The following is a 20,353-nucleotide window of genomic DNA, read 5'->3' as shown; positions in this document are numbered from 1 at the left end:
CACTGAGTCGTGTCGGGCGGCTGACCGCTGCCCGACCATCAATCCATTAATCCATCAGACGCTTGCGATGGGAGATTCGCGATCGGTGGCCACGGCGGCGCGCTCGCCGTCGGGCCGGGTGTTGGACCGGGCCGACTCGATCAGGTGAGCTGGCGTGTCGTCGTGATCTTGCAGCAGCCAGCGGAACAAGCCGAAAAGCTTGATCCCGAGGATGACCAGGAACGGGATGGCGGTCAGCACCACGGCTGTCTTCATGGTCTCTAGCGACGCCTTGACGAACAGCATGGCCAGCGGTACCAGCGTCAGCATCACGCACCAGAAAACACGGCTGGTCGGCGACGGGTCCTGTCCTTCCTTCAGGTTGCGCGTGGTGGTTGCGGCCACGGCATAGGCCACGGCGTCGACATGGGCCGCGAGGAAAACGATCATTATCGCCAGGTACACGGTCAGGAAAATCTTGCCGGCCGGCAGCGCAGTCAGTAGCATTTCTACTGCCGTCTCGCCACCATGCTCCTTCAGTATGCGCGGCACGTCGATGTTGCCTGAGATGAACTGGTGCATGCTGTAGCTTTCCAGTGCGCCGAAGAAAAACCAGCATCCGACGCTCCCGCCCAGCAGCAGGGCGTAGATGACTTCCTTGATCTTGCGACCCTTCGACACACGAGCCACGAACATCGCCACGCCCGGCGAGTACGATACCCACCACAGCCAGTAGAAGACCGTCCAGCCGCGGCTGAAGGCGCCGTCGCCCGTGGGATCGGTGAACAGGCTCATGTGAACGTAGTTCTGCAACATCAGGCCCAGGCCGTTGACGATGTTGTTTCCCGAAAACAGGGTCGGCCCGATTGCGAAGACGATCGCGGCCAGCAGCAGTGCGCCCCAGCAGACCATATGGCTCAGGCGCTGCATGCCGCCGTTGATGCCGATGTAGGCACTGGCGGAGAACAGCACCGACACACCGACGATCACTATCAATTGCGTGACGAAGGTATCGGGCACGCCAAACAGGCCGGACAGGCCCCGAGTAAAGGTCGACGCAGTCAGCGCGATGGAAACTGTCAACGCCCCGAACATCGTCAGCAGGAAGATTAGGTCGACCAGGCGGCCCACCGGTCCGGTGGCACGGAAGCCAGTGATGGCTTCGATGATGGATGCCAGATTCAGTCCCTTGTTCTTGCGCACATGGAAGTGGTACGCCATTGCCAGCGAGGGCAGGGCGTACACCGCCCAGGCGCTCAGGCCCCAGTGAAAGAACGAGTAGCTGATGGAGTACTCCAGCGCCTCGCGCGTGCCGGTGGGCACGTTCAGGCCGGGCGACTGGTAGTAGTAGACCCACTCCATCACGCCCCAGTACATGGTCGAGGACCCCATGCCTGCGCAGATGAACATGAAGACCCAGGATAGCGTCGAGTATTCAGGTTTGCCTTCGCCCAGGCGTACGTTGCCGTACTTGCTGAATGCCAGTGCCAGGCATGCGATGACACAGCCGAAGACGAAGATCTGGACCAGGGACCCGAAGGAGCGCGTGGACCAATCGAAGAGTTGGGTGGCGGTGGCGGCCGCTTCGGCGGGCCAGCGGACCATGGCGATGACGGTGACCAGCACGGCTGTGAGCGTGCAGATGGTCAGGAATCCGTCGCGGTGGGGCGTGGATGTTTTCAAGTGGGTCTCCTCCGATGCGTCTTGGCACACGGTGTTTTGGGGTGGAACTTGTCTGCCCGGCACGGGGGCCGCCCGTGTCGTTCAGATTTCCTTGTTTTTTGTAAACCAATGGTTTACAGTAACTTTTGGTTTACGAGAACTTTAGGCAAGATTTCGGACATGCACAAGCTCGGCGCTAAAAAAAACTGCTTGTGCGATGGATGGAACGTCCGTCGCTGCGGGGGAAGAAGACGCGACGCGAACCGTGCGTCACGTTCCCCCGTGCAAGTGGCGTCAGACCGCGTCAGCGATAGCCTTGCCCACGTCGCTCGTGCCGGCCTTGCCACCGGCGTCCGGTGTCAGCGGGCCTTCGCGCAGCACCGTCTCGATGGCCGCGAGGATGGCGTCATGCGCTTGGCGCCCTGCTTCTCCGCCGAGGAAATCGAGCATCATCGCGCCCGACCAGATCATGCCGATGGGGTTGGCGATCTGTTTGCCGAAGATGTCCGGCGCCGAGCCGTGGACGGGCTCGAACAGCGAGGGGAACTTGCGTTCGGGATTCAGGTTGGCCGAGCCCGCCAGGCCGATGGTACCGGTGCAGGCCGGGCCGAGGTCGGACAGAAGGTCGCCGAACAAATTGGAGGCGACCACCACGTCGAACCGCTCGGGCTGGAGCACGAAGCGCGCGCAAAGGATGTCGATGTGCTGGCTGTCCCAATTGACCTCCGGGTACTGGGCTCCTATTGCGGCGGTGCGCTCGTCCCACCAGGGCATGCTGACGGCGATGCCGTTGGACTTGGTGGCCGAAGTCAGCTTCTTGCGGGAACGCGATTGGGCCAATTCAAAGGCGTACTTCAGAATGCGGTCGGTGCCGTGGCGGCTGAAAATCGACTGCTGCATCACGATCTCGCGCTCGGTACCCTCGTACATGCGGCCGCCGACCGAGCTGTACTCCCCCTCGGTGTTCTCGCGAACCACGTAGAAGTCGATGTCGCCGGGCTTCCTGTTGGCCAGCGGGCAGGGCACGCCAGGCAGCAGGCGTACTGGGCGCAGGTTGACATACTGGTCGAACTCGCGGCGGAACCTCAGCAGCGAACCCCACAGCGAAACGTGGTCGGGCACCTTGTCGGGCCAGCCCACTGCTCCAAAGTAGATGGCGTCGAAGCCGTCCAACTGTTCCTTCCAGTCGTCCGGCATCATCTTGCCGTGGCGGAGGAAGTAGTCGCAGTTGGCCCATTCGAAGTGACGCACTTCAATGGGCAGGCTGAACTTACGCGCGGCGGCTTCGAGGACGCGCAGCCCTTCGGGAAGGACTTCATTGCCAATGCCGTCGCCGGCGATGGCAGCTATGCGGAATGCATTCGGAGAAGGTTTGGTCATGGCAGTGTCTCGCTCGTATCTGGTGGTGAGGACGCGATCGAGGATGCCGGGAAACCCTGCGCGAATCATCCGCGCAACCGTGCATACAGGAAACACGAATTGTGAACAATCTGCCCCCACTGGAAGATTTGCGGGTGTTCTGCCTGGTTGCCCAGCGCGCCAGCTTCGTCGCCGCGGCGGAGGAGCTGGGCAGCTCGCCGGCCTATGTCAGCAAGCGCGTCAAGGCACTTGAGCAGGCGATGGGCGCGCAACTGCTGCACCGGAGCACGCGCCAAGTGTCGCTGACGGAGAACGGCGACCGCGTGTGCCGCTGGGCGCGTCACATGCTCGATGAGATCGGGCAGTTGATGGACGATATCTCCGCTGGCGGCGGCGCACGCGGGCTGGTGCGCATCGGAAGCAGCGTGGGCTTCGCCAGGCGCCATGTCGCGCCACTTATCGCGAGGCTGTGTGAGCAATTCCCCGGCCTGGAAATCCGCTTTGACGTTTTCGACAAGCTGGTCGACCTCGTGGCGGAGGGAATCGACCTTGACATCCGTATTGGCAACGACATCGCACCGCACCTCATCGCGCGGCGGCTGGCGCGCAACTGGCGGGTGCTGTGCGCGGCCCCATCCTATCTCGCGGTGCGGGGCGTGCCGCAGACGCTCGACGCGCTGACGGAGCACGACTGCCTCGTCACCAAGGAGCGCGACCATCCCTTCGGCGTCTGGCGTATGACAGGGCCGGAGGGCGACCGCAGTGTCAAGGTCGGCGGGCGCCTGTCGTCCAACCACGGGGAGATTGTCACGAGCTGGGCGCTGGCCGGGCATGGTGTCATGCTGCGCTCGATGTGGGACGTCGAACCCGACCTTAAGGCTGGTCGCCTGGTTCAGGTACTGCCGGACTATCGCCAGGACGCGGATATCTGGGCGGTGTATCCTTCGCGCCTTTCCGGCTCCGCACGGGTGCGGGCCTGTGTCGAGTTTTTCATGCTGCATCTCGAGGATGCCACCGAGGAAGCCAGAACATGACAGAAAACAGCTTTGCATTCCGCCTCAAGGAACTGCTCGAACACAAGAAACTGACGCTGCAGGCGGTGGCGAATGCGCTTAATGTGTCGCGCCCGGCAGTCCACAAATGGACAAAGGGCGGTGAGATCGACTACGAGAAGTTGCGCAAGCTAGCGGCGTTCCTTGGCGTCAGCTGGATTTGGCTGCGCTACGGCGAGCAGGCGCGACAAGAGGCGGAAACATCGAGCGCGGTGGAAATCCCCATGACCGACGTGCGCCGGCGCTACACGGCGGAGATCATGGAGAGCGAGGCGCGCATGAAGCTGGCGCAGGAGGGCGCGCGCATCGTCACGTGGGAATGGAACCTGATTACGGACGGCGTGACCTACTCGTCCAACGTCGAGGCCGTTTACGGCTGGCAGATCGTCAGTAACGAAAGCTTCTGGAAGCATGTGCATGCCGACGACGTGCCGATGATGAACGCCGCCTACGAGGAATCGCTGCGCACAGGCAGTTCCCACGAGTTCGACTTCCGCCTGTACCAGCCCGACGGCAGCATCCGCTGGATTTCGTCCCGCGCCACACCGGTGCGTGAGTTGGACGGGCGCATCGTCAAGATTGTCGGCATTAGCATGGACAACACCGCGCGCAAGCTCGCCGAACAGTCGCTGCGCGACCAGCAGGGGCGGTTCCGGGCGGTGTTCGAGTTGACTTCGGAAGCCATAGCATTGTTGGACGAAGGATTGCTCTGTGAATCTGCCAACTCGGCGATGGCAGCCTTGGTCGGCTGCGAGGCCTGCGCGCTTCTGGGCGGTGGCTTAATCGAACGCTTAGCAAACGCCGCACCGCGTCTTCGTAAGATGACGCCTGCGCGCGACCGGGCGCAATTTGACACCGACCTGATACGGGGAGACGGAACCGGGTTGGCGGTGACGGTCCGTGCGAAGCTAGAGCACAACCAGGATGGCGCGTCGTATTTCGCGCTGGCAATGTGCATCCGTTAGGATTCTCTTTTCCTCGGGGCACCATGCTGAAAGATCCGAGCACGATCCTCCGCGCTCGCCTCTCTCCGTCGCTCGGATGATCGGCGCCGGATAGGACTGCCACGAATCAGATCGCTGCCGTTGGCCAGTTACCCGGTGCGCCCGACAGAAAATTGCCGATTTGCCGCCCACAACAACGACGCAGATGAAACTGCTGCTCGAATCGAACGCTGACCCGCAGGCCGACGCAGAAATGGCGGCGGTCCGGCTTTGGCGTTCAAACGCGGTTTCTTCGAGCAGTTCCCGGATGCCCGTTTCGTCCATCAGTTCTTGCGCTCGTGGACGCCCTCCAGGCAATGCCCAGCGCATGCCGTCCTTGGAGACAATCAAGACGCGGTAACTCCGGATGCAAACCACGGTCGCTCGTTTTTCGATCGCATGGAAGCTCAGGGAACAATCAGTCAAGCCTCGAGCCCGTTCGTCGTGCAACGGGCTGACCCAGCTGCCGAACCACGACTCCGCCCGCGAAAACTCCTCCGTCAGCGCTTCGTCGACCTCAAGCAGATACCCGTTGTCGGGTCAGATGGCGGTTTCTGCCGACATTAGTTGCGGACTCAACCGGTCACCACACAGGGCGCACAAAGATGCCAACAGGGCACGGGCGTCGCCTATGATCTTTTCAGAGACGTCCTGTTACCAGGAGGTGATGATGAATAGAGTCGTGAAAAACAAGGCGGAGGTGCGAGCAATGGTCCGCGCGGCGCAGGACAAGATTGCGGTCTGTGCAAACACCTGCTTTGGAGATGTGTGTTGGCACCCGGCGGATTCGGACGGCTGCAATTGGTCGATCTCGACCATGGAGGGCGACGCTAGCGCTGCCTGCCTGCAGGCGCTAAAGCCCCATATTGATGACCTGCGCAAGCGCTATAACATCCGAGAAGAGGCAGAACGACAGTGAGTTTTCTGCCCGCTGACGTTGTGTGGTGGATAGCAGGGGAGAGCGGCGCCGCCTCGGAGGTTCTCCGCTGCCTTCTTCTATTTCGCTCGCACGATTGGCAGACGCCTCCGACCGGACGATTTCAACAAGCTGCCGTGTTGACCGGTTTAAGCCACGAAGGTGCCGTTCCACCAAGTAGAAATAGGCGCCGCGGCTTTCTTTGGTCCGCATCTGGTCAATGCGTACTATCCGTCGTTCGACGTCTTTCCAGCTCAGCTTCCGCACTTTTGTTCATATCGAGGCCATGTTAGATATCGTGGCCACAATATCCCAAGGTGTCGGTTATCGAGTGGAGGGGGAGAAAGCTCACACTTAAAATAAGTGACTTATGAGCACTTCTTCGAGATTAGACCTTCCATATCGCGGGGCAACGCTCGGCCCGGGGTCAGAAAAGATGGTCGCATCTATACTGTCACGCCAGACGGCTAGGCGAGCGGCAAGGGGCATCCCGGTGTGGCAGTTCGCCACCCGTACCGGAAACTAGCGGCCATCGTGCAGTAGGTGAAATCGCTTCCGAGCAGGTGGACCCGCGCGTCATGAGGTAGAGTGGTCAGCCGGGCCCCCTCTTGATAAGCCGGACGTCATCGGATTGCACTCACACACCAGTTACCAAGGCTTCCACTGTGTATCTTGCGGCGCCTTCGTATCCTTTGCCGCGGATCCGTTTGGCGGCTGGCGCGAAGCAGAATTTCAAGGTCGGGGCACTCCCGCTCTCCGCTAAGGGCCATTATGAGACCCGAAAATGCTCGATGTTTTGGTCCGAATTGATCGCTCGTTGCAACCAATCGGGTACAGATCCGGTCCCGTCCCAAACATGGCCGATTGCGTCCATGTACCTGGCACTCTGCTGGGGCGAGGCCTCCGATTCAGCAGAGATAAAGCACCCAGCGAGTTCAATTTGCTGCGGGGGTTATGCCATGGCGAGCGATGGCTGATTTGATCCAGAGAATAGCTTCGGCCCTTGCCCGAACGAAGACGGCATCGGCTGGAGAGGCAAAATTAACCGGCGATAGTGGCATAAATCGGGTTCCTCACCCGAGGGATGCTAATAGTGCGGGCAGCAAGCGCAAGCCGCCAGCCCGGGGCCATAGGTACGGATTTCAAAAGACTTCCTCGTTCACAAGTTTGGATTTGCCGACGCCTCATCAGCCCCAGCTGGAGTAAAATCGAAATGTGCTGCTGCATACGTGGCGTTGCACGCCCACACCTCGTTGCCGTCACGAATAAATCGAGCCCACTTCCCGTCGCTGATACATTCCGCGCGAGGAAAAACCTCGTCGTGACCGTTGGGGCCATCCAAAGGGAAGGGGGCGTGAGGAATCGCCCAGTAGCGTCCCGCTGGTAGTGCGTCAATCTGCTTCTTGGTCATGCGTTTCGTTCGATTTACGATTTGCTGTGACACGATTCCGGGACGTTACTGCAAGCGTGTGCCCTGCTGTGCTGGGAGAGATAGCACCATGCACTCTCACCCTCGCAATCTCCGCAGGAACGAATCTTGACAGATCCAATCGTTGATTCGAAATATGGCCCCAATCTTGTCGCTCACAGTCCGAGGAATCGGCATTTGTACGCTGGTGGCGGTCGCTGCCGTTGCCTCACGACAACTATATCTCCGACTCGCCGAGGATGGCGACACTGAAAAAGAGGATCATTCAAATTCAACGATGGAGTTATGCAATGGGATGTCTGGCCAGTTCGACCGTTCGCGGATGTCCGCTCCTGCGAGCTCTCCTCTCGAGCAAGGACGGTGTCTTGAGTCGTAGCGTCGCTCGAGATCGATATGCCACCCGAAGCATAATTCTGGTGTACCGCCAGCATCGGTAAGGCGCACGGCCAAAAAATCGGTTCGGCTCTTGCAGTGATTACATGCCTAACACCAATCGTCAGCCTACGTTGTAGGTCGCGGGCGTAGTTAGACCGCGGTCATCACTAGGACCGCTGGTTTTCACGACGTGCTCACCCACTTTCCAACCAGCGGTGAAGATATCGTCGGAATGAGCATGGCTAAAAAGTTAGCCTATACTTCGCAATACGCAGCAGAATTCCGTTTTGATTCCACCACTCCAATAAGGATGTAGCATGGCAACGTACAAGCAATTGCTGGCTCAGAAGGAAATTTTGGAGGCGCAGTTGGCAGAAGTTCGAGCAAATGAGGTGTCGAGCGTTATTGGTCAAATCCGCACTCTAATGGAGCAATATGGTCTTTCGGTCGAAGACATACAAGGTAAGCGCCGTCGTGGACGACCTGCGGGAAGTGGGGCACCAAAAGCTGCCAAAGAGCCGTTGCCTGCAAAATATCGCGATCCGAAGACGGGTAGCACTTGGTCGGGGCGGGGCCGGGCTCCTGCATGGCTAGGTAAGAATCGAAATCGGTTCTTGATCGCACAGGAGTAACTCCCTAACGAGCCGGGTGTCCGTCGAAACCCTCGTTCTCCGCCAGGGCATCGGAGGTAAGACGGGTGGCGAATTGCCAAGGAGCTCGGACGGCGGCTGTCGTCCGCGTTGTGTAGATGTTTCGGCAGCGTCCGCTCCGCACTCATGGCACAGCGCCCGGCGATTGCCTGATGGTCGCGGGCAATTCGGGCCTTAGATTTGTCTACCAAGCGCAGGCGTGCTCTTCGGTGGTTGGCGATGTTGTGTCAACTGCTCAAAGGCTGCGGTCATGGCAAGGAGGGAGGCGTCGGCCCCCGCACGCCCAAGCCAGGACACGCCAGCAGGCACACCTGATCTGGTGAATCCCATCGGAACGCTGATTTCTGGAAGCCCTGTGGCGCTGGCAATGTGCATTGCTGCCAAGGGCTGTAAGGCCAGGCATTGATAGCTGCTATCAGCCTGGTCGAATCGAGGGGATGCCGGGCATGCCTGAGTCGGATAAATCAACGCCTCCACGCCGTATGTGTTGAAGATGTCATCGACAAGCGCTCGCAAGCGTCGCAAAGCAGCCTCCTCGACCTCGGATACCATACCTCTGGTCTCGATTGCCCGGCGCAATGCGTCTACGGTCCGGGGATTGGTCTGGCGGCCGCCGCTGTCGATGTCCTCTTCTATACGCTCCAGCAGTTCGGCAGAATTTTGCGGACCACCGGCCCCTGACTGCATCAGGTATTGGTCAAGCGCTACCACCCACTGAGCGCGGGTGACCTCGCCGAGCAGTTCGGCATAAAGATTCAGGAACGCTGTTGGCAAACGTACGTGGCATAACTTGGCGCCCGCATATTTGAGGGAAGTAGCGACTTCACCAAACAACGCGTCGATTTCCGGGTTTCCTCCTGCAAAGTCCGAGACGAGGGCCAACGTTCGGCCAGCCAGTGTCGCGAACTGCAAGCCGAACCCCTGACCCGGGGCCAGCACATCCATGACGATCGCCACGTCCGATGTGCTTCGAGCCAATGGGCCCACGGTGTCGAACGAGGGCGCCAGCGGTAGCACGCCGGTATTGTCCAGCAGTCCGTGTGTCGGACGAAATCCAACAAGGGCGTGGACGCAAGCCGGGCCGCGTACAGACCCAAAGGAGTCGGTCCCTAACCCGAAGGCTGCCAGGCTTGCCGCGACGGCTGCGCCGGCACCACTACTGGATCCGCTCGCATTGCGCGACAGTCGGTACGGATTCAGCGTGAGGCCGCCGGCCGAGCTATATCCGAACCACCCATTCGATGCTGCCAATTCCGACATGTTGGCTTTGGCAAGCACGATCGCCCCTGCTGCCCGAAGTCGCGCAACACAGGGTGCATCTGCGTTGGGAAACGCATTCTTCAACGCTAAGCAACCCGCTGTAGTGGGCATGCCCTCCGTATCGATGTTGTCTTTCACCACCATGGGGATGCCGTGCAATGGCCCGCGAGGGCCATGGACGCGCATTTCATTATCCATTGCCGTCGCTTCTTCCTGAGCCATCGGGTTCAATTGGCTGATGGCGTTGATAGCCGGCCCATTTTTGTCGAAGGCGTTGATACGCTCGAGGTACGTGGTTACCAGCGCATGCGCGCTTGTTTGGCCAGCGCACATGGCGGAAGCTAATTCGGCAATCGAACGCTCAAAGGGATCAAACTCAATGTTGGCATCTGAAGTAGCAGGGGGCATGGGTGTTCCCGGGCGACTGTATCGAAACATCTTGACGGTGAAACTTGGCGTGGGCAATCGATCTTTTATCATCCGTTCTTTCCTTCCCGGAATAGATGGCCGACAATCCCGGCGTGTCCCCTTTCTCGGAAGCGTATGAAGAGCACCACCGGACGTCACCTGCCTGCACTGGCGAACCTCGTGGCCCTTGAAGCTACCGCCCGTATTGGCAGCGTCACAGGGGCCGCCGAGGAGCTATGCCTGACGCAAAGCGCCGTAAGCAAGCAAATTACGGAACTGGAAGATTTTTTAGGCACGCGATTGCTCAGCCGGCGAAAGGGAGCCGTGGCCGCCACCCCCGTCGGAGAGGAGTACCTGAGGAGTGTGCGCAAGGCGCTGGCGATGCTCGAGGAAGCAACGCTGGAAGTACAGTCCGGTCGCGGTGCCGGCGGGCGCCTAAACCTCTCGGTACCAGTGTCGCTGGGCAATATCTGGCTGCTGCCCAGGTTGCTCCGATTCGCGAAGGAGCAGCCGCACATCCAGCTCAACGTCACCACCAAAGTTGGCCCCGTTGACTTGGAGAGTGCCGCGTTGGACGCGGCGATTATGTATTGCGTCGAACCTCCATCTCGTCATTTCGCGCTAAAGGTAATGCCCCTGGAGCTGTATCCGGTTTGCGCACCAGAATTGCTGCCTGGCGGCGGTACATTAGCCAAGGCACTCAGAGGCATGCCCTTGCTGCATCAGAACGCCGCGCTTGAAGCGTGGCCGGCCTATCTGCGGCAAATGGATATCAAGCTGACGCACCCCGAAGACGGTCCGCGCTATGGTTTGCTCACCATGGGACTGCAGGCCGCTATTAGCGGCCTGGGTATGGCGCTGCTGCCGGACTATGTGGCGGGCGACGACATCCGCGCCGGGAAATTGCTCTGCGTGGCGACGGAGCCCTATGTCTCGCCTAAGTCCTACTATTTTGTCTGTCAGGAAGAGAAGCTTGCCAGCCCAGCGATGCAAACGTTTATCACTTGGCTCCAAAAGCAAAGCGCGGCAGAAACGTCGGTACCTTGAAACCGGTAACGAGTCTCCTGCGTCACTGGCCCACACTAGTTTCCAAGCTTGCCTTTACCAGCGTAGACGAAACGAACCGACCAGGACGGCTGCCAATGGGCGCCCCATCACGCAATGTTGCCTCGCCCGCCACGAAGACATGGCGCACGCCGACAGCGGGCTGTCGTGGGTCGTCGAATGTGGCGCGGTCTGCGATCGTCGCAGGGTCGAATACCGTGATGTCGGCAATATTGCCGATTCGCAGCTCGCCCCGGCGCTCCAGCCCGAATCGTTGCGCCGCCAACCCAGTCATCTTGTGAACGGCGCGCTCTAACGGAAACAGGCCGAGGTCGCGTGAATATAAGCCCAGGACACGTGGGAAGGTGCCCCACAGGCGCGGGTGAGGCGTCTCATCAGAAGGAATCCCGTCCGAACCGACCATGGTGTCCGGATAAGCAAGGATGTCGCGCACGTCCCCTTCGTCCATGATGAAGTACACGGCACCTCCGGGCACCAGCATCTGTGCCACATCGTGGCGAGTTCGGCCCCACTCTTCGGCGAGGTCTTCCAGATAGCGACCGGCGGCATCGGGGTGAGTCGCCGACCATGTAATCAGGATGCGATCACATTGTGTTACCCGCTCCGGGCGGAGCATGGTCGAAGATGCCGCATACGGGTAGCAGTCCAGGCAAAGTGGCATGGTCTGGGCGAGTTCCCTGACCTGCGCGAGCGTCTCGCGGCTCCGCCCGTGATTTTGCTTTCCCACAAGCTTGTGGTGGGAAATTACCGTGGATACACCTAACGCCTTCCCGATACGAGCAGTCTCGTCGATTGACTCGCGAATGTTGTCGCTTTCATCGCGCATATGCGAGACCAGCACGCCTCCGAGGCGGCGCATCGGCTCGCACATGCGCACGATTTCGTCCTCGGGGGCGGCAGACGACGGAGGATAGAACGTACCTGTTGACACACCGATCGCGCCTTGTCGTAATGCGGTTTCCACGTCCTGGCGCATACCCTCGATTTCCGATTCGCTCGCCGCCGCGCCCAGCTGAGTTACGTGTCTAGCCCGCAGTGTTGACTGACCTATGAGGACCGCGACGTTTACAGCCGCAGGGTTTTTGGTGAACATCTCCCGATACGCCCGAACCGAGTCGAACCGATAGCCACCACGCATGATATCGAGCGGTGCGGGGGGTATCGCATCAGTAACCAACGGAAAAAGGCTGATGCCGCAATTGCCGGCAATAATGGTTGTGACACCCTGCGTCACCTTGGGCAGCATGTCCGGGGACTGGAAAACCATCCAGTCGTCGTGGGTATGGGTATCGATGAACCCCGGCGTGACTGCAAGCCCTGTTGCGTCGATGATAGTTTCTGCGACCGCGGCACTGAGGTCTCCCAATGCCGCGATTTGTCCATGACGAACTGCGACGTCGGCGGTCCGTCGCGGCGCACCGGTACCGTCGATCAGGTCGCCATTGCGGATAATCAGATCGTATTGCATTGCCGTTGTCCTTAATCCACCTTGGCGCCGCTCTTGCGTACCAGCTCGCCGAATTTCACGGTTTCTGATGCAATCAGCGTCTGGAAGTCCCGCTGACTTCCACCGAGAGGATCGAACGAAAGTTTGTCGAGTTGCGCGCGAAATGCTGGGTCACGAATGATTGCGTTGACTTCACGGTTGAGTCGCTCGACCACTTCGCGAGGCGTACCGGGCGCGGCGACTAGGCCAGCCCAGGCGGTCAGCTCATAGCCGTTGAGGCCGGCCTCGGCCATGGTTGGAAGATCAGGATAATGGGGCGAGCGCTTGTTCGATGTGACTGCCAGCGCGCGTAGGCGATTCGATGCGACATACGGCCCAATCGAAGGGACGTTGTCGAACATCAACTGGACGTTGTTGCCCACCAGGTCCTGCAAGGCCGGAGTGCTGCCCTTGTAAGGAACGTGGGTGATATTCACGTGTGCCATGACCTTGAACAGTTCGCCGCCAAGGTGGCTGGTGGTGCCGTTTCCCGCTGACCCCATCGAGAGCTTCCCTGGATTTGCTCGTGCATAGGCGACCAGTTCCTGCACGGATTTGACGGGCAGCGATGGGTTGACGGCAAGAATGTTATAGGTTGTGACTAGCCCCACGATGGGCAGGAGCTTGTCCGGGTCATACGGAAGCTTGCTGTAGAGAAACCGATTTGTGGAAAGGGTCGCATTGTTGCCGTAGGCGATGGTGTAGCCATCGGCCGGCGCCGCGAGGAGGGCCTGCATGCCAATGTTGCCGCCTGCGCCTGGGCGATTTTCAATCACGACGGCCTGCCCCAGGCGCCGCGACAACGCGTCCCCGAAAAGTCGCGCCACGATGTCCGGTGCGCCGCCTGGCGCCGTGGGAACGATGAGCCTCACCGGCTTTTCTGGCCACGCCGCATGTGTAATACCCGAGCCCAGCGTGATGAAGCCGATGATGGCTAAGGCCAGGGCTTTCTTTGCCAAATCCTTCATTCTTTCTCCCCTCGTTTTGTGAGATACGGGCATTTAGTATCCGCGCCGCGTCCAAGGGAGGACAATGACGTTTTGTCGGTGATAGTTTCCCTGCCGGAATACATCCGCTAGGTTCAGCGCCTTCTCGCCCTTGCCAGATACTAGGCGTCGCCACCACGAATCCCGACAGCAAGGGGCCGAGGTCTGGCTCGGCACACAAAGTCAGGCTCTTTCATCGCGGCTGCCGCCCGGACGCTAGAGACCACGCCCGACCGCATCCGCTTCCACGCCATGCAAATGGGCGGAGGCTTCGGGCGTCGCACCTTCTTTGGCCGCGACATACTGCGCGACGCGCTTCTGCTGTCCCGCGCGGTAAAACGGCCTGTGAAAGTGATGTGGACGGTGAGGACGATGTGAAAAACGGCTGGCTGCGGCCTGCGACAGCGCACAAGTTGCAGGCAGCTCTCTATGACAGGGGGCGGGTTATCGCCCTGAAACACCGCGTCGGCAGCTCCTCCATCCTGGCCTTCGCCGCACCGCAGCGCTGGGGCAAATGCCAACAACCGCGACATCCTGGTGATGGAGGGCACTGAAAGTCGAGACTAAATGACATTCCAGACTTTCTGGCCGAGCATGTCATCACGGAGCGCCGAGCTCGGATATCGGCATGGCGAGGCACATCGGCTGGGTCCCAAACTGCTTTGCACGGGAATGCTCCCTAGACGAACTTGCGCAAGTGACCAACGCTAGCCCGGTCGATTTCAGGCAGCAGCTTTTGGCCGACAGCTCACGCGGCCGCGCGGTGCTTGACGCCGTCGTCGCCATGTCCAACTTCGGCAACGCGCCGGAGGGCCGTGCTCACGGACTGTCAAGACTACTCTCGGAGCCGGCGTCGCGGAGATCTCGCGCGACCGGTCCTCCGGCCAGGTCCGTGTCCACCGTTTCTGGGCGGCGGTCGATCCCGGCATAGCCAGCCGGCCGCATGCTGTCCTGGGCAGCGGTCTATATCCGACTCCTTCTCCTTCTCGGTCATTGCCTCTCAAACGATACCAATGACTGCTTCCGAGTAGAAATGCCGTCTTTCCCCCATTGCTTACTGTTGAGGCGCGGCGTTAGACAAAATCCGAATCAGTCCAGGGTCGTAGCCAGGCAGGCCGGTTCGGTTCCGCGAACGCCGAGCGGTAACCCATGCTGCTGCGGCGCCACGGCAAATCGTGGAAGCGTTGTCGCGCGTGCTGCCGGTGCCCGATGGCGAACCGCTCGCCGATGCCAGCGTGGGCGCCACGTCCGACGGGGGCGCCAACCGGAGCCAGCAACATGACCCATTTTGTTGTGTCCGGTGCATACCGAGCAAGGCCATCGCCGCCAGGGCTGACATCGCGCTGGGCGTAGACGTCGGGACAGCCCGCGGCCGTGCGCTGGCGGTATCACCGGGATGGAGTGGATGAAGGTCAGTGCGATGAAACTGGATAGATTCGTCCGTGAAGATACGTCCGAAGTAATTAGCGCGAACTTTTCCGCTGCTTCTTGCCCCGATCTGCACGGTCTTCCTTACCAGCCGTAGTCTCGCTCTTAGCCTTCTTTCCGCTCTTCGACTTCTTACCCGACGCCGAAGCACGATCGCTGGACTTTTTGTCCATCTTTTTGTCTTCGGATTTCTTCTCCACCTTCTTGTCCTTCTTCTTAGTATCGTCACTCGCTGTCCCTTTGTCCTTCCTCATGATGGTCTCCTGGGAAATGTATTCAGCGTGAGAAAGGCCCACGCTGGTCGTGACCTCGCAAGGGCTATGCCAAGTCGTTTCACATCGCAAAGTTCACGAAAACACTGGAGGGCCAGCCACGGCGAGTCTGTTCTCGAAAGGCCAATGCGGAAAAATTGCCGTGTAAAGTCGCGCCACGCATTTGCGGCTCTCCCCAATTGCGCTTCGACCGCTGCCACGCCTGCCTGCGGTCTGTCCGCCGCGGCGGTTGTCGTCGTTTCGCTTCCGATCGCACGCTTGCCTTCGCCACCATCCATCCTGTGCGACTCAAGCATTTCTTTCCGTCTGACTTGCCGATAATGGTGAGCATGGCAGGCGCCTTTTACGACGTCCGCGATTGCGACTGCCATCCATGGCCGCGGTCGCCAAACAAGTGGACTTCGGTTCGGGACGCTTCCGATCTCGGCGACTTCGGCGACACCTCTGGGGGAAACTAAGGCGGTTCGGCTGCTGCCGCCGCTGCTTATTATGAGAGTCGGGAAGAGTCCTCCCACGAGCGAAGGACTGCTTCTAAAGCGGAATTGCCCAGTCTGCTCGGCCGTCTGATGCTGCTAGTGTTGGCTGCACGCGGAGTCCCATGGTCTCCTTACTTACATAGCCACGATTGCACTCGCTTTGCTGCCGGGCGCCGGATTGACTGCGGCGGCGTCGACGGTTAGGGCATCCGGTACTTCCACCTCGCGGATACCAATGCCTTGCACCGCTAAAAGTGCCCCGGGAAGCGAAGTGCCGTCGCCGTGGCTTGCGCAGAAATGTGTGCCCTCCACGTGAAAGTTGACCGTGAGTGCCCATAGACCCCGATGTATCCCATGGTGGCGAATCAAGATGGTCGTGAGTTCAAGCGGGCTATTGATCAATGTGGTGGCAGTCATGGGGAAGTTCCAAATGGGGGCCTATCGACATTCAACCATGAGGACGTACAACTGGGAAGATGGCTCCGGCATCGGCATCGGCATCGGCATCGGCATCGGCATCGGCATCGGCATCATAGGCACTAGTGCACCGCGGAACGGTTCCGTTCTTGATCATTAAGAGAAACCTTCGATGTGTCGTGTGCACGACCGTGGCTCGATAATCATAATTCAACATTCAGACCGACCCCTATGCACGGGCGGCCAACCCTGCAGCCGTGACATGTCAATTTCCTCGGTCGACGAGTCCATGCAGTAACGCTTGGTCAACCTTCATGAGGCCAGGCACTACACCGAGAAACGGGCCCGTATTCTGGCGTCTGCGGTCCTTATGTTGCCTCGTCGTTGCAGTGGAATGGACGTCGGTTTTACTACGTCGTCGCGCGGGACAACGACAGTAGGTTGCCTGGTGGAGGTGCCTAGCCATGCTGCGGCTGCAGCCTGCGACGAGCCCTCGGTGGAAATGCGCATCGCGAGATAGGCGCGGAGAAAATCCCCGTGAGCGGGCGCTTCGGGCGGAGCGGTTGGCGCAGTCCGCCAAGGCGCGACGCGGGTGCCCCTCGCTCCAGGAACCTAGCTCTCTGCAAAGACGATTTTTCCGGCCGGGGTTATCGGCGCCGCAGACAGCGCGCTGAGCAGCGAAGGACTATTCCACGCATTCGAGAACTCTTGGATCTTCTGCAAGCGATCTAGATCGGCTTGGCTGACCATATGCGGTCCGCGCATATCCGCATGACGATTTGCAGCTTCGTTGTGTAGCTACGTCTCCATACAATGGCCCGACGCAGTGAACGCTCCACCTTACGAACGCCAACTTCAAGACAGACTCTTATGCAACGCCGCAAACTCATCCAACTCATTTCGGCCGCCGCGATCGCCGTGGCTGGCTCCGCCGCGGGCGGCTCGGCCGTTGCCGCCGACCAGACCATCCGCCTCGGCACCATGAGCGGACCGGACGCCCAGATCTGGGAAGTAGTCAAGACCGTGGCCAAGCGAAAGGGCCTCGATATCAAGATCGTAGAATTCAACGACTACGCCCAGCCAAATGCCGCCCTCGATGCCGGCGACCTCGACGCCAACGGCTTTCAGCACCAACCGTTCCTCGACAGCCAGATCCAGGCTCGTCACTACAAGATCGTCAATGTCGGACTGACGTATGTGGCTCCGATGGGCTTCTATTCGCGCAAGGTCAAGTCGCTCAAGGACTTGAGCGAAGGGGCAAAAATCGGCATCCAGAACGACCCATCAAATGGAAACCGCGCGCTGCGCCTGTTGCAGGCGCAAGGCGTGCTGAAGCTGAAGCCGGGTGCCGGAGAGAATGGCAGGAACGCTACGCCGCTGGACATCGCGTCCAACCCGAAAAAGCTCAAGATCGTCGAACTCGATTCGGCAATACTGCCGCGCTCGCTGGATGATCTTTCTGCCGCATCGATCAATACCGATTACGCGGTCAAGGCCGGACTGCAGCCCACACGCGACGCGATTGCCATCGAGGATTTGAAGGGGCCTTATGCTAACCTGATTGCCGTGCGCGAACAGGACCGCAACAAGCCATGGGTCAAGGACCTGGTCGCCGCATACCAGTCTCAGGAAGTGCGCGATTTCCTGGCGAAGCAGTTCAACGGATCGATTTTGCCGGCGTTTTGAATGACTGCGGCATGGGGCATGTTCCCAGCGTGACGGATCGCTGACGCTCACCCTCTGCAGACGCCGGCATCGTGCGTGCCTATTGGGTCGTGCCGGCGTGATTGATCGGATAGCGCAACAACGCCCTTCAGGGCGGGGAGGGATAGCGCCGCAGGCGTCCTTTGCAGAAGCTAGTGCGGCGTTTTCTCTTGCTCGATGTACTGGCGCACGATCTCGATGGGTAGGATGATGCTCACAGACCACCGCCCCAGAGCTCCATTCTGATGCTCGGGTCTGTCTTTTCGCCGAATCATTCGACAGGAGACGCCCTTGAGGCTGTTCGGAAAAGTCGATATAGCGACCCTGGGCGGATCGTGCCGATTCACCGACGACAAGGCACTGGCGTTGCAGAAGGAAGCCTTCGAACGTCGAGTCAGCGCCGGTTCATGTCTGCATAACAGACGCGCGTTGACCAAAAAGAAATGGCGGAGTTTGGCCGGCTATTGCATGACGTATCGCCCCAGAGCGACCATTGATAGCGGCATGCACGCGACCATTTTGCCGATAAATGCGCGGCCCTGTCGCTACCGGGTATCAGCGGTGTAGTCCCGTATCTTTTGACGAAACTGCACTCTTGTTGATAAATCTGCTGAAATCCCGGCGAGGGCCTGCGGTGACGCAAAGTGTCAGATTCAGTGCGGACTTCGAGCCGAAGTGACGCTTTTATTGAGCTAGGAGTGGACGCAACACTGTCACTTAAACCATTATGATTCCACTATGATTTAGCAGATGATGTCACAGGCTGGCCCCCTCGATGATCTTCAAGGCGTGCTCAAGTGCTTTGCGCGGTGGGCATTTTGGGCACTCATCCAAGGTTGCCGTCATGCTCTGCAATGCGATCTCGCGACACTGTGCTTGCATTTGAACGACGTCAACATTGTGGCAATGACTGAGAGAGGCGAGGCGCTCCAGCTCAAGCTGATCCAGCCATTTTTCCGTACCCCTCGGGTCGGTCTTTTGCATCGCCAGCGCGGGCACGTCTTGCGAAAACCATACCTTGGTGGTCAGTACGTCGTAAACGGGGGAGAGCCGCGGGCGCATGACATCGTCATAGACCAAACCAAAGTTTTTCATATGTGCATCGCCGTTGCGTAGTGCGTCGTTCATCATGACCAGTTTCAGCATGGCCACGTAATCTGTCGCCTGGTCGTCTGGATGCACGAAGAAGCGGATCATCTCAAACAGGTGTTCAATCGATCCGTTATATTTCCCACTACGAAACAAGCCCGACAGCGCACATGCATCTTCGAATCCGCGACGTGATCCGTCAGGGGCGATATCAAATCGGCTCGTCGTCAGCGACGTGCGATCCGGGCTTAATTCAATCGCCGGAACGTCTAGTCCCGCTGCCGAGCATGCTTTCAAGCATGCATACTCAACCAAACTCGCGCCCACATAATGGGGCGAGTCGAATTTAACGATGGAGCCGTGCGCGGCGACAGTCCCGGGGCGAGTATTTTCCGTCTGAAATGTCGACATCTTTGGCATGACGCCAGACACGCCAAACATCTCCGGAGATGTCTTCAGAATTTCGGTCAGCCGCTGTGCCGCACCCTCTGTTCTGGCGGCATCCAAAATTTTTTGTTGAAGCGTGGCGTCCGAGTCGAGCGGGCCGCCGAAGGTATTGCGGCCGATAGTGTGACGACCGACAAGACGGAGCAGCGACATATCGTTATCAACGTCGATATGCTTGGCGAAGCGGGTTCTAATGGCTTCCAGCACGATGCCTTCGGGCAGGGATATCTGAAAGGGTGGGGGCACCCCGTTGTATCCAAGATACTCTTCTGCTGGCGCGCTGGGCGGCATCAGTAGCGAGACTGCCATTTGATCCGGGACATCCGGAAGGTAACGAAAATCAATCAGGCCTGTCTCGATGTCTTCACTGAGCAAGCCGACAGGATAGTTCGAAACGAAAACCTCGAGTTCGCTACTCATTGAGATACTTTGTTCAAGAGATTCGTCTGGAGCATTGCTTGACGCTCCCGCTCCGCTCGCATCATTTCCCTGAGCGTGGGGCGACGCCTTATGTTGCTTTCCGGGTAGGAAACTGGGGCGGTAAAGGACGCCGATCCCACGCGCTGCCGGCTGGGTAATTTCGCCTGGAGCATTGCCTGGCGCTCCCGCTCCGCTCGCATCATTTCCCTGAGCATGGGGCGACGTGGTGGCGTGACGATCGCCGGGTCTGGTTGAGGGGTAAGGTTCACGCCGACCGCAGCCGCCACCAGGAGCAGATTCGACGTCGAGACGCTTTGACCGCTCTCGATTGCAATGACGGTTGCCCGAGACACGCCCACTTTCTGGGCGATGTCGGATTGCTTGCTACCTTGTCGCTCGCGCTCGGAGCGCAAGACTTCCCCGATCTTGCGCCGCATTTCGTCCGCTTTATCATGCAGCTGTCGTCGATGGTCCATTTGGCCCCTTACCG

19 protein-coding genes are annotated in these 20,353 nt (G+C 59.5%); 9 read left to right on the top strand and 10 right to left on the bottom strand.

What is annotated here, in order from left to right; translation table 11 throughout:
- Positions 1-54 precede the first annotated feature (54 nt).
- Entirely contained in the window at positions 55-1,662 is a 1,608-nt protein-coding gene (locus AC24R4_RS11145) for a BCCT family transporter (RefSeq protein ID WP_487523118.1), read from the bottom strand.
- A 273-nt stretch (positions 1,663-1,935) separates the two neighbouring features.
- Positions 1,936-3,021, bottom strand: a complete 1,086-nt coding sequence (locus AC24R4_RS11140; protein ID WP_487523117.1) for a tartrate dehydrogenase — start codon at positions 3,019-3,021, stop codon at positions 1,936-1,938.
- Positions 3,022-3,122: 101 nt separating this feature from the next.
- Between AC24R4_RS11140 and AC24R4_RS11135 the strand changes: the two genes are divergently transcribed.
- The 3 genes from AC24R4_RS11135 to AC24R4_RS11125 all read left to right on the top strand — a co-directional run bounded on the left by AC24R4_RS11135 (position 3,123) and on the right by AC24R4_RS11125 (position 5,954).
- On the top strand, positions 3,123-4,034 hold the full coding sequence (locus AC24R4_RS11135; protein ID WP_487523116.1) for a LysR substrate-binding domain-containing protein: 912 nt from the start codon (positions 3,123-3,125) through the stop codon (positions 4,032-4,034).
- On the top strand, positions 4,031-5,017 hold the full coding sequence (locus AC24R4_RS11130) for a PAS domain-containing protein (RefSeq protein WP_487523115.1): 987 nt from the start codon (positions 4,031-4,033) through the stop codon (positions 5,015-5,017). Before AC24R4_RS11135 ends, AC24R4_RS11130 begins: the two co-directional genes overlap by 4 nt.
- 688 nt (positions 5,018-5,705) lie before the next feature.
- Positions 5,706-5,954, top strand: a complete 249-nt coding sequence (locus tag AC24R4_RS11125; protein ID WP_153950065.1) for a hypothetical protein — start codon at positions 5,706-5,708, stop codon at positions 5,952-5,954.
- Between the two features lie 1,156 nt (positions 5,955-7,110).
- On the opposite strand, the gene AC24R4_RS11120 is transcribed toward AC24R4_RS11125, so the two are convergent.
- Positions 7,111-7,362 carry a hypothetical protein gene (locus AC24R4_RS11120; RefSeq protein ID WP_487523114.1) on the bottom strand — a complete coding sequence of 84 codons (252 nt, stop codon included), beginning with the start codon at positions 7,360-7,362 and terminating at the stop codon, positions 7,111-7,113.
- Positions 7,363-8,072: 710 nt separating this feature from the next.
- Here AC24R4_RS11120 and AC24R4_RS11115 point away from each other — a divergent pair.
- On the top strand, positions 8,073-8,387 hold the full coding sequence (locus AC24R4_RS11115) for an H-NS histone family protein (protein WP_487523113.1): 315 nt from the start codon (positions 8,073-8,075) through the stop codon (positions 8,385-8,387).
- Positions 8,388-8,579: 192 nt separating this feature from the next.
- Here AC24R4_RS11115 and AC24R4_RS11110 read toward each other — a convergent pair whose 3' ends face one another.
- Complete coding sequence (locus AC24R4_RS11110; protein ID WP_487523112.1) at positions 8,580-10,073, bottom strand: amidase family protein; 1,494 nt, start codon at positions 10,071-10,073, stop codon at positions 8,580-8,582.
- 135 nt (positions 10,074-10,208) lie between these two features.
- Here AC24R4_RS11110 and AC24R4_RS11105 point away from each other — a divergent pair, with 135 nt between their 5' ends.
- A complete protein-coding gene (locus AC24R4_RS11105) occupies positions 10,209-11,120 on the top strand; it encodes a LysR substrate-binding domain-containing protein (protein WP_487523111.1) in 912 nt (303 codons plus the stop codon).
- A 22-nt stretch (positions 11,121-11,142) separates the two neighbouring features.
- Here the strand turns inward: AC24R4_RS11105 and AC24R4_RS11100 are convergent, their stop codons facing one another.
- Together AC24R4_RS11100 and AC24R4_RS11095 are read right to left on the bottom strand one after the other, a co-directional pair.
- Positions 11,143-12,606, bottom strand: a complete 1,464-nt coding sequence (locus tag AC24R4_RS11100; RefSeq protein WP_487523110.1) for an N-acyl-D-amino-acid deacylase family protein — start codon at positions 12,604-12,606, stop codon at positions 11,143-11,145.
- An 11-nt stretch (positions 12,607-12,617) separates the two neighbouring features.
- Positions 12,618-13,592 carry a Bug family tripartite tricarboxylate transporter substrate binding protein gene (locus AC24R4_RS11095; protein WP_487523109.1) on the bottom strand — a complete coding sequence of 325 codons (975 nt, stop codon included), beginning with the start codon at positions 13,590-13,592 and terminating at the stop codon, positions 12,618-12,620.
- Positions 13,593-13,751: 159 nt separating this feature from the next.
- On the opposite strand from AC24R4_RS11095, the gene AC24R4_RS11090 reads away from it, so the two are divergent.
- Positions 13,752-13,988 carry a molybdopterin cofactor-binding domain-containing protein gene (locus AC24R4_RS11090; protein WP_487523952.1) on the top strand — a complete coding sequence of 79 codons (237 nt, stop codon included), beginning with the start codon at positions 13,752-13,754 and terminating at the stop codon, positions 13,986-13,988.
- Positions 13,989-15,073: 1,085 nt separating this feature from the next.
- Here AC24R4_RS11090 and AC24R4_RS11085 read toward each other — a convergent pair.
- Together AC24R4_RS11085 and AC24R4_RS11080 are read right to left on the bottom strand one after the other, a co-directional pair.
- A complete protein-coding gene (locus tag AC24R4_RS11085; protein WP_061958610.1) occupies positions 15,074-15,292 on the bottom strand; it encodes a hypothetical protein in 219 nt (72 codons plus the stop codon).
- 629 nt (positions 15,293-15,921) lie between these two features.
- Positions 15,922-16,203, bottom strand: a complete 282-nt coding sequence (locus AC24R4_RS11080; RefSeq protein ID WP_061958609.1) for a hypothetical protein — start codon at positions 16,201-16,203, stop codon at positions 15,922-15,924.
- Between the two features lie 37 nt (positions 16,204-16,240).
- Between AC24R4_RS11080 and AC24R4_RS11075 the strand changes: the two genes are divergently transcribed.
- The 3 genes from AC24R4_RS11075 to AC24R4_RS11065 all read left to right on the top strand — a co-directional run bounded on the left by AC24R4_RS11075 (position 16,241) and on the right by AC24R4_RS11065 (position 18,474).
- Positions 16,241-16,363 (top strand): hypothetical protein, encoded by a 123-nt coding sequence (locus AC24R4_RS11075; protein WP_487523108.1) that lies wholly within the window; start codon positions 16,241-16,243, stop codon positions 16,361-16,363.
- A gap of 710 nt (positions 16,364-17,073) precedes the next feature.
- Complete coding sequence (locus AC24R4_RS11070; RefSeq protein ID WP_084004136.1) at positions 17,074-17,889, top strand: MetQ/NlpA family ABC transporter substrate-binding protein; 816 nt, start codon at positions 17,074-17,076, stop codon at positions 17,887-17,889.
- Positions 17,890-18,198: 309 nt separating this feature from the next.
- A complete protein-coding gene (locus AC24R4_RS11065; protein WP_487523107.1) occupies positions 18,199-18,474 on the top strand; it encodes a hypothetical protein in 276 nt (91 codons plus the stop codon).
- Positions 18,475-18,663: 189 nt separating this feature from the next.
- On the opposite strand, the gene AC24R4_RS11060 is transcribed toward AC24R4_RS11065, so the two are convergent.
- Positions 18,664-19,863, bottom strand: coding sequence for a type II toxin-antitoxin system HipA family toxin (locus tag AC24R4_RS11060; RefSeq protein WP_487523106.1), 1,200 nt, complete (start codon positions 19,861-19,863; stop codon positions 18,664-18,666).
- Positions 19,860-20,339, bottom strand: coding sequence for a helix-turn-helix transcriptional regulator (locus AC24R4_RS11055; RefSeq protein WP_487523105.1), 480 nt, complete (start codon positions 20,337-20,339; stop codon positions 19,860-19,862). The genes AC24R4_RS11060 and AC24R4_RS11055 overlap by 4 nt, the downstream gene beginning before the upstream one ends.
- Between the last annotated feature and the right edge of the window lie 14 nt (positions 20,340-20,353).

The sequence above is a fragment of the Cupriavidus sp. CER-90 genome, assembly GCF_057652055.1.
The sequence above is the reverse complement of the archived record's forward strand: the minus strand, read 5'-3'. Positions and strand labels throughout refer to the sequence as shown.

Coding starts and splice junctions, on each gene's coding strand:
- AC24R4_RS11120 (WP_487523114.1), bottom strand. CDS start 7,362: ATGACCAAGAAGCAGATTGACGCACTACCAGCGGGACGCTACTGGGCG.
- AC24R4_RS11110 (WP_487523112.1), bottom strand. CDS start 10,073: ATGCCCCCTGCTACTTCAGATGCCAACATTGAGTTTGATCCCTTTGAG.
- AC24R4_RS11130 (WP_487523115.1), top strand. CDS start 4,031: ATGACAGAAAACAGCTTTGCATTCCGCCTCAAGGAACTGCTCGAACAC.
- AC24R4_RS11105 (WP_487523111.1), top strand. CDS start 10,209: ATGAAGAGCACCACCGGACGTCACCTGCCTGCACTGGCGAACCTCGTG.
- AC24R4_RS11055 (WP_487523105.1), bottom strand. CDS start 20,339: ATGGACCATCGACGACAGCTGCATGATAAAGCGGACGAAATGCGGCGC.
- AC24R4_RS11100 (WP_487523110.1), bottom strand. CDS start 12,606: ATGCAATACGATCTGATTATCCGCAATGGCGACCTGATCGACGGTACC.
- AC24R4_RS11095 (WP_487523109.1), bottom strand. CDS start 13,592: ATGAAGGATTTGGCAAAGAAAGCCCTGGCCTTAGCCATCATCGGCTTC.
- AC24R4_RS11085 (WP_061958610.1), bottom strand. CDS start 15,292: ATGAGGAAGGACAAAGGGACAGCGAGTGACGATACTAAGAAGAAGGAC.
- AC24R4_RS11070 (WP_084004136.1), top strand. CDS start 17,074: ATGCAACGCCGCAAACTCATCCAACTCATTTCGGCCGCCGCGATCGCC.
- AC24R4_RS11060 (WP_487523106.1), bottom strand. CDS start 19,863: ATGAGTAGCGAACTCGAGGTTTTCGTTTCGAACTATCCTGTCGGCTTG.
- AC24R4_RS11075 (WP_487523108.1), top strand. CDS start 16,241: ATGAGGACGTACAACTGGGAAGATGGCTCCGGCATCGGCATCGGCATC.
- AC24R4_RS11115 (WP_487523113.1), top strand. CDS start 8,073: ATGGCAACGTACAAGCAATTGCTGGCTCAGAAGGAAATTTTGGAGGCG.
- AC24R4_RS11080 (WP_061958609.1), bottom strand. CDS start 16,203: ATGACTGCCACCACATTGATCAATAGCCCGCTTGAACTCACGACCATC.
- AC24R4_RS11125 (WP_153950065.1), top strand. CDS start 5,706: ATGAATAGAGTCGTGAAAAACAAGGCGGAGGTGCGAGCAATGGTCCGC.
- AC24R4_RS11140 (WP_487523117.1), bottom strand. CDS start 3,021: ATGACCAAACCTTCTCCGAATGCATTCCGCATAGCTGCCATCGCCGGC.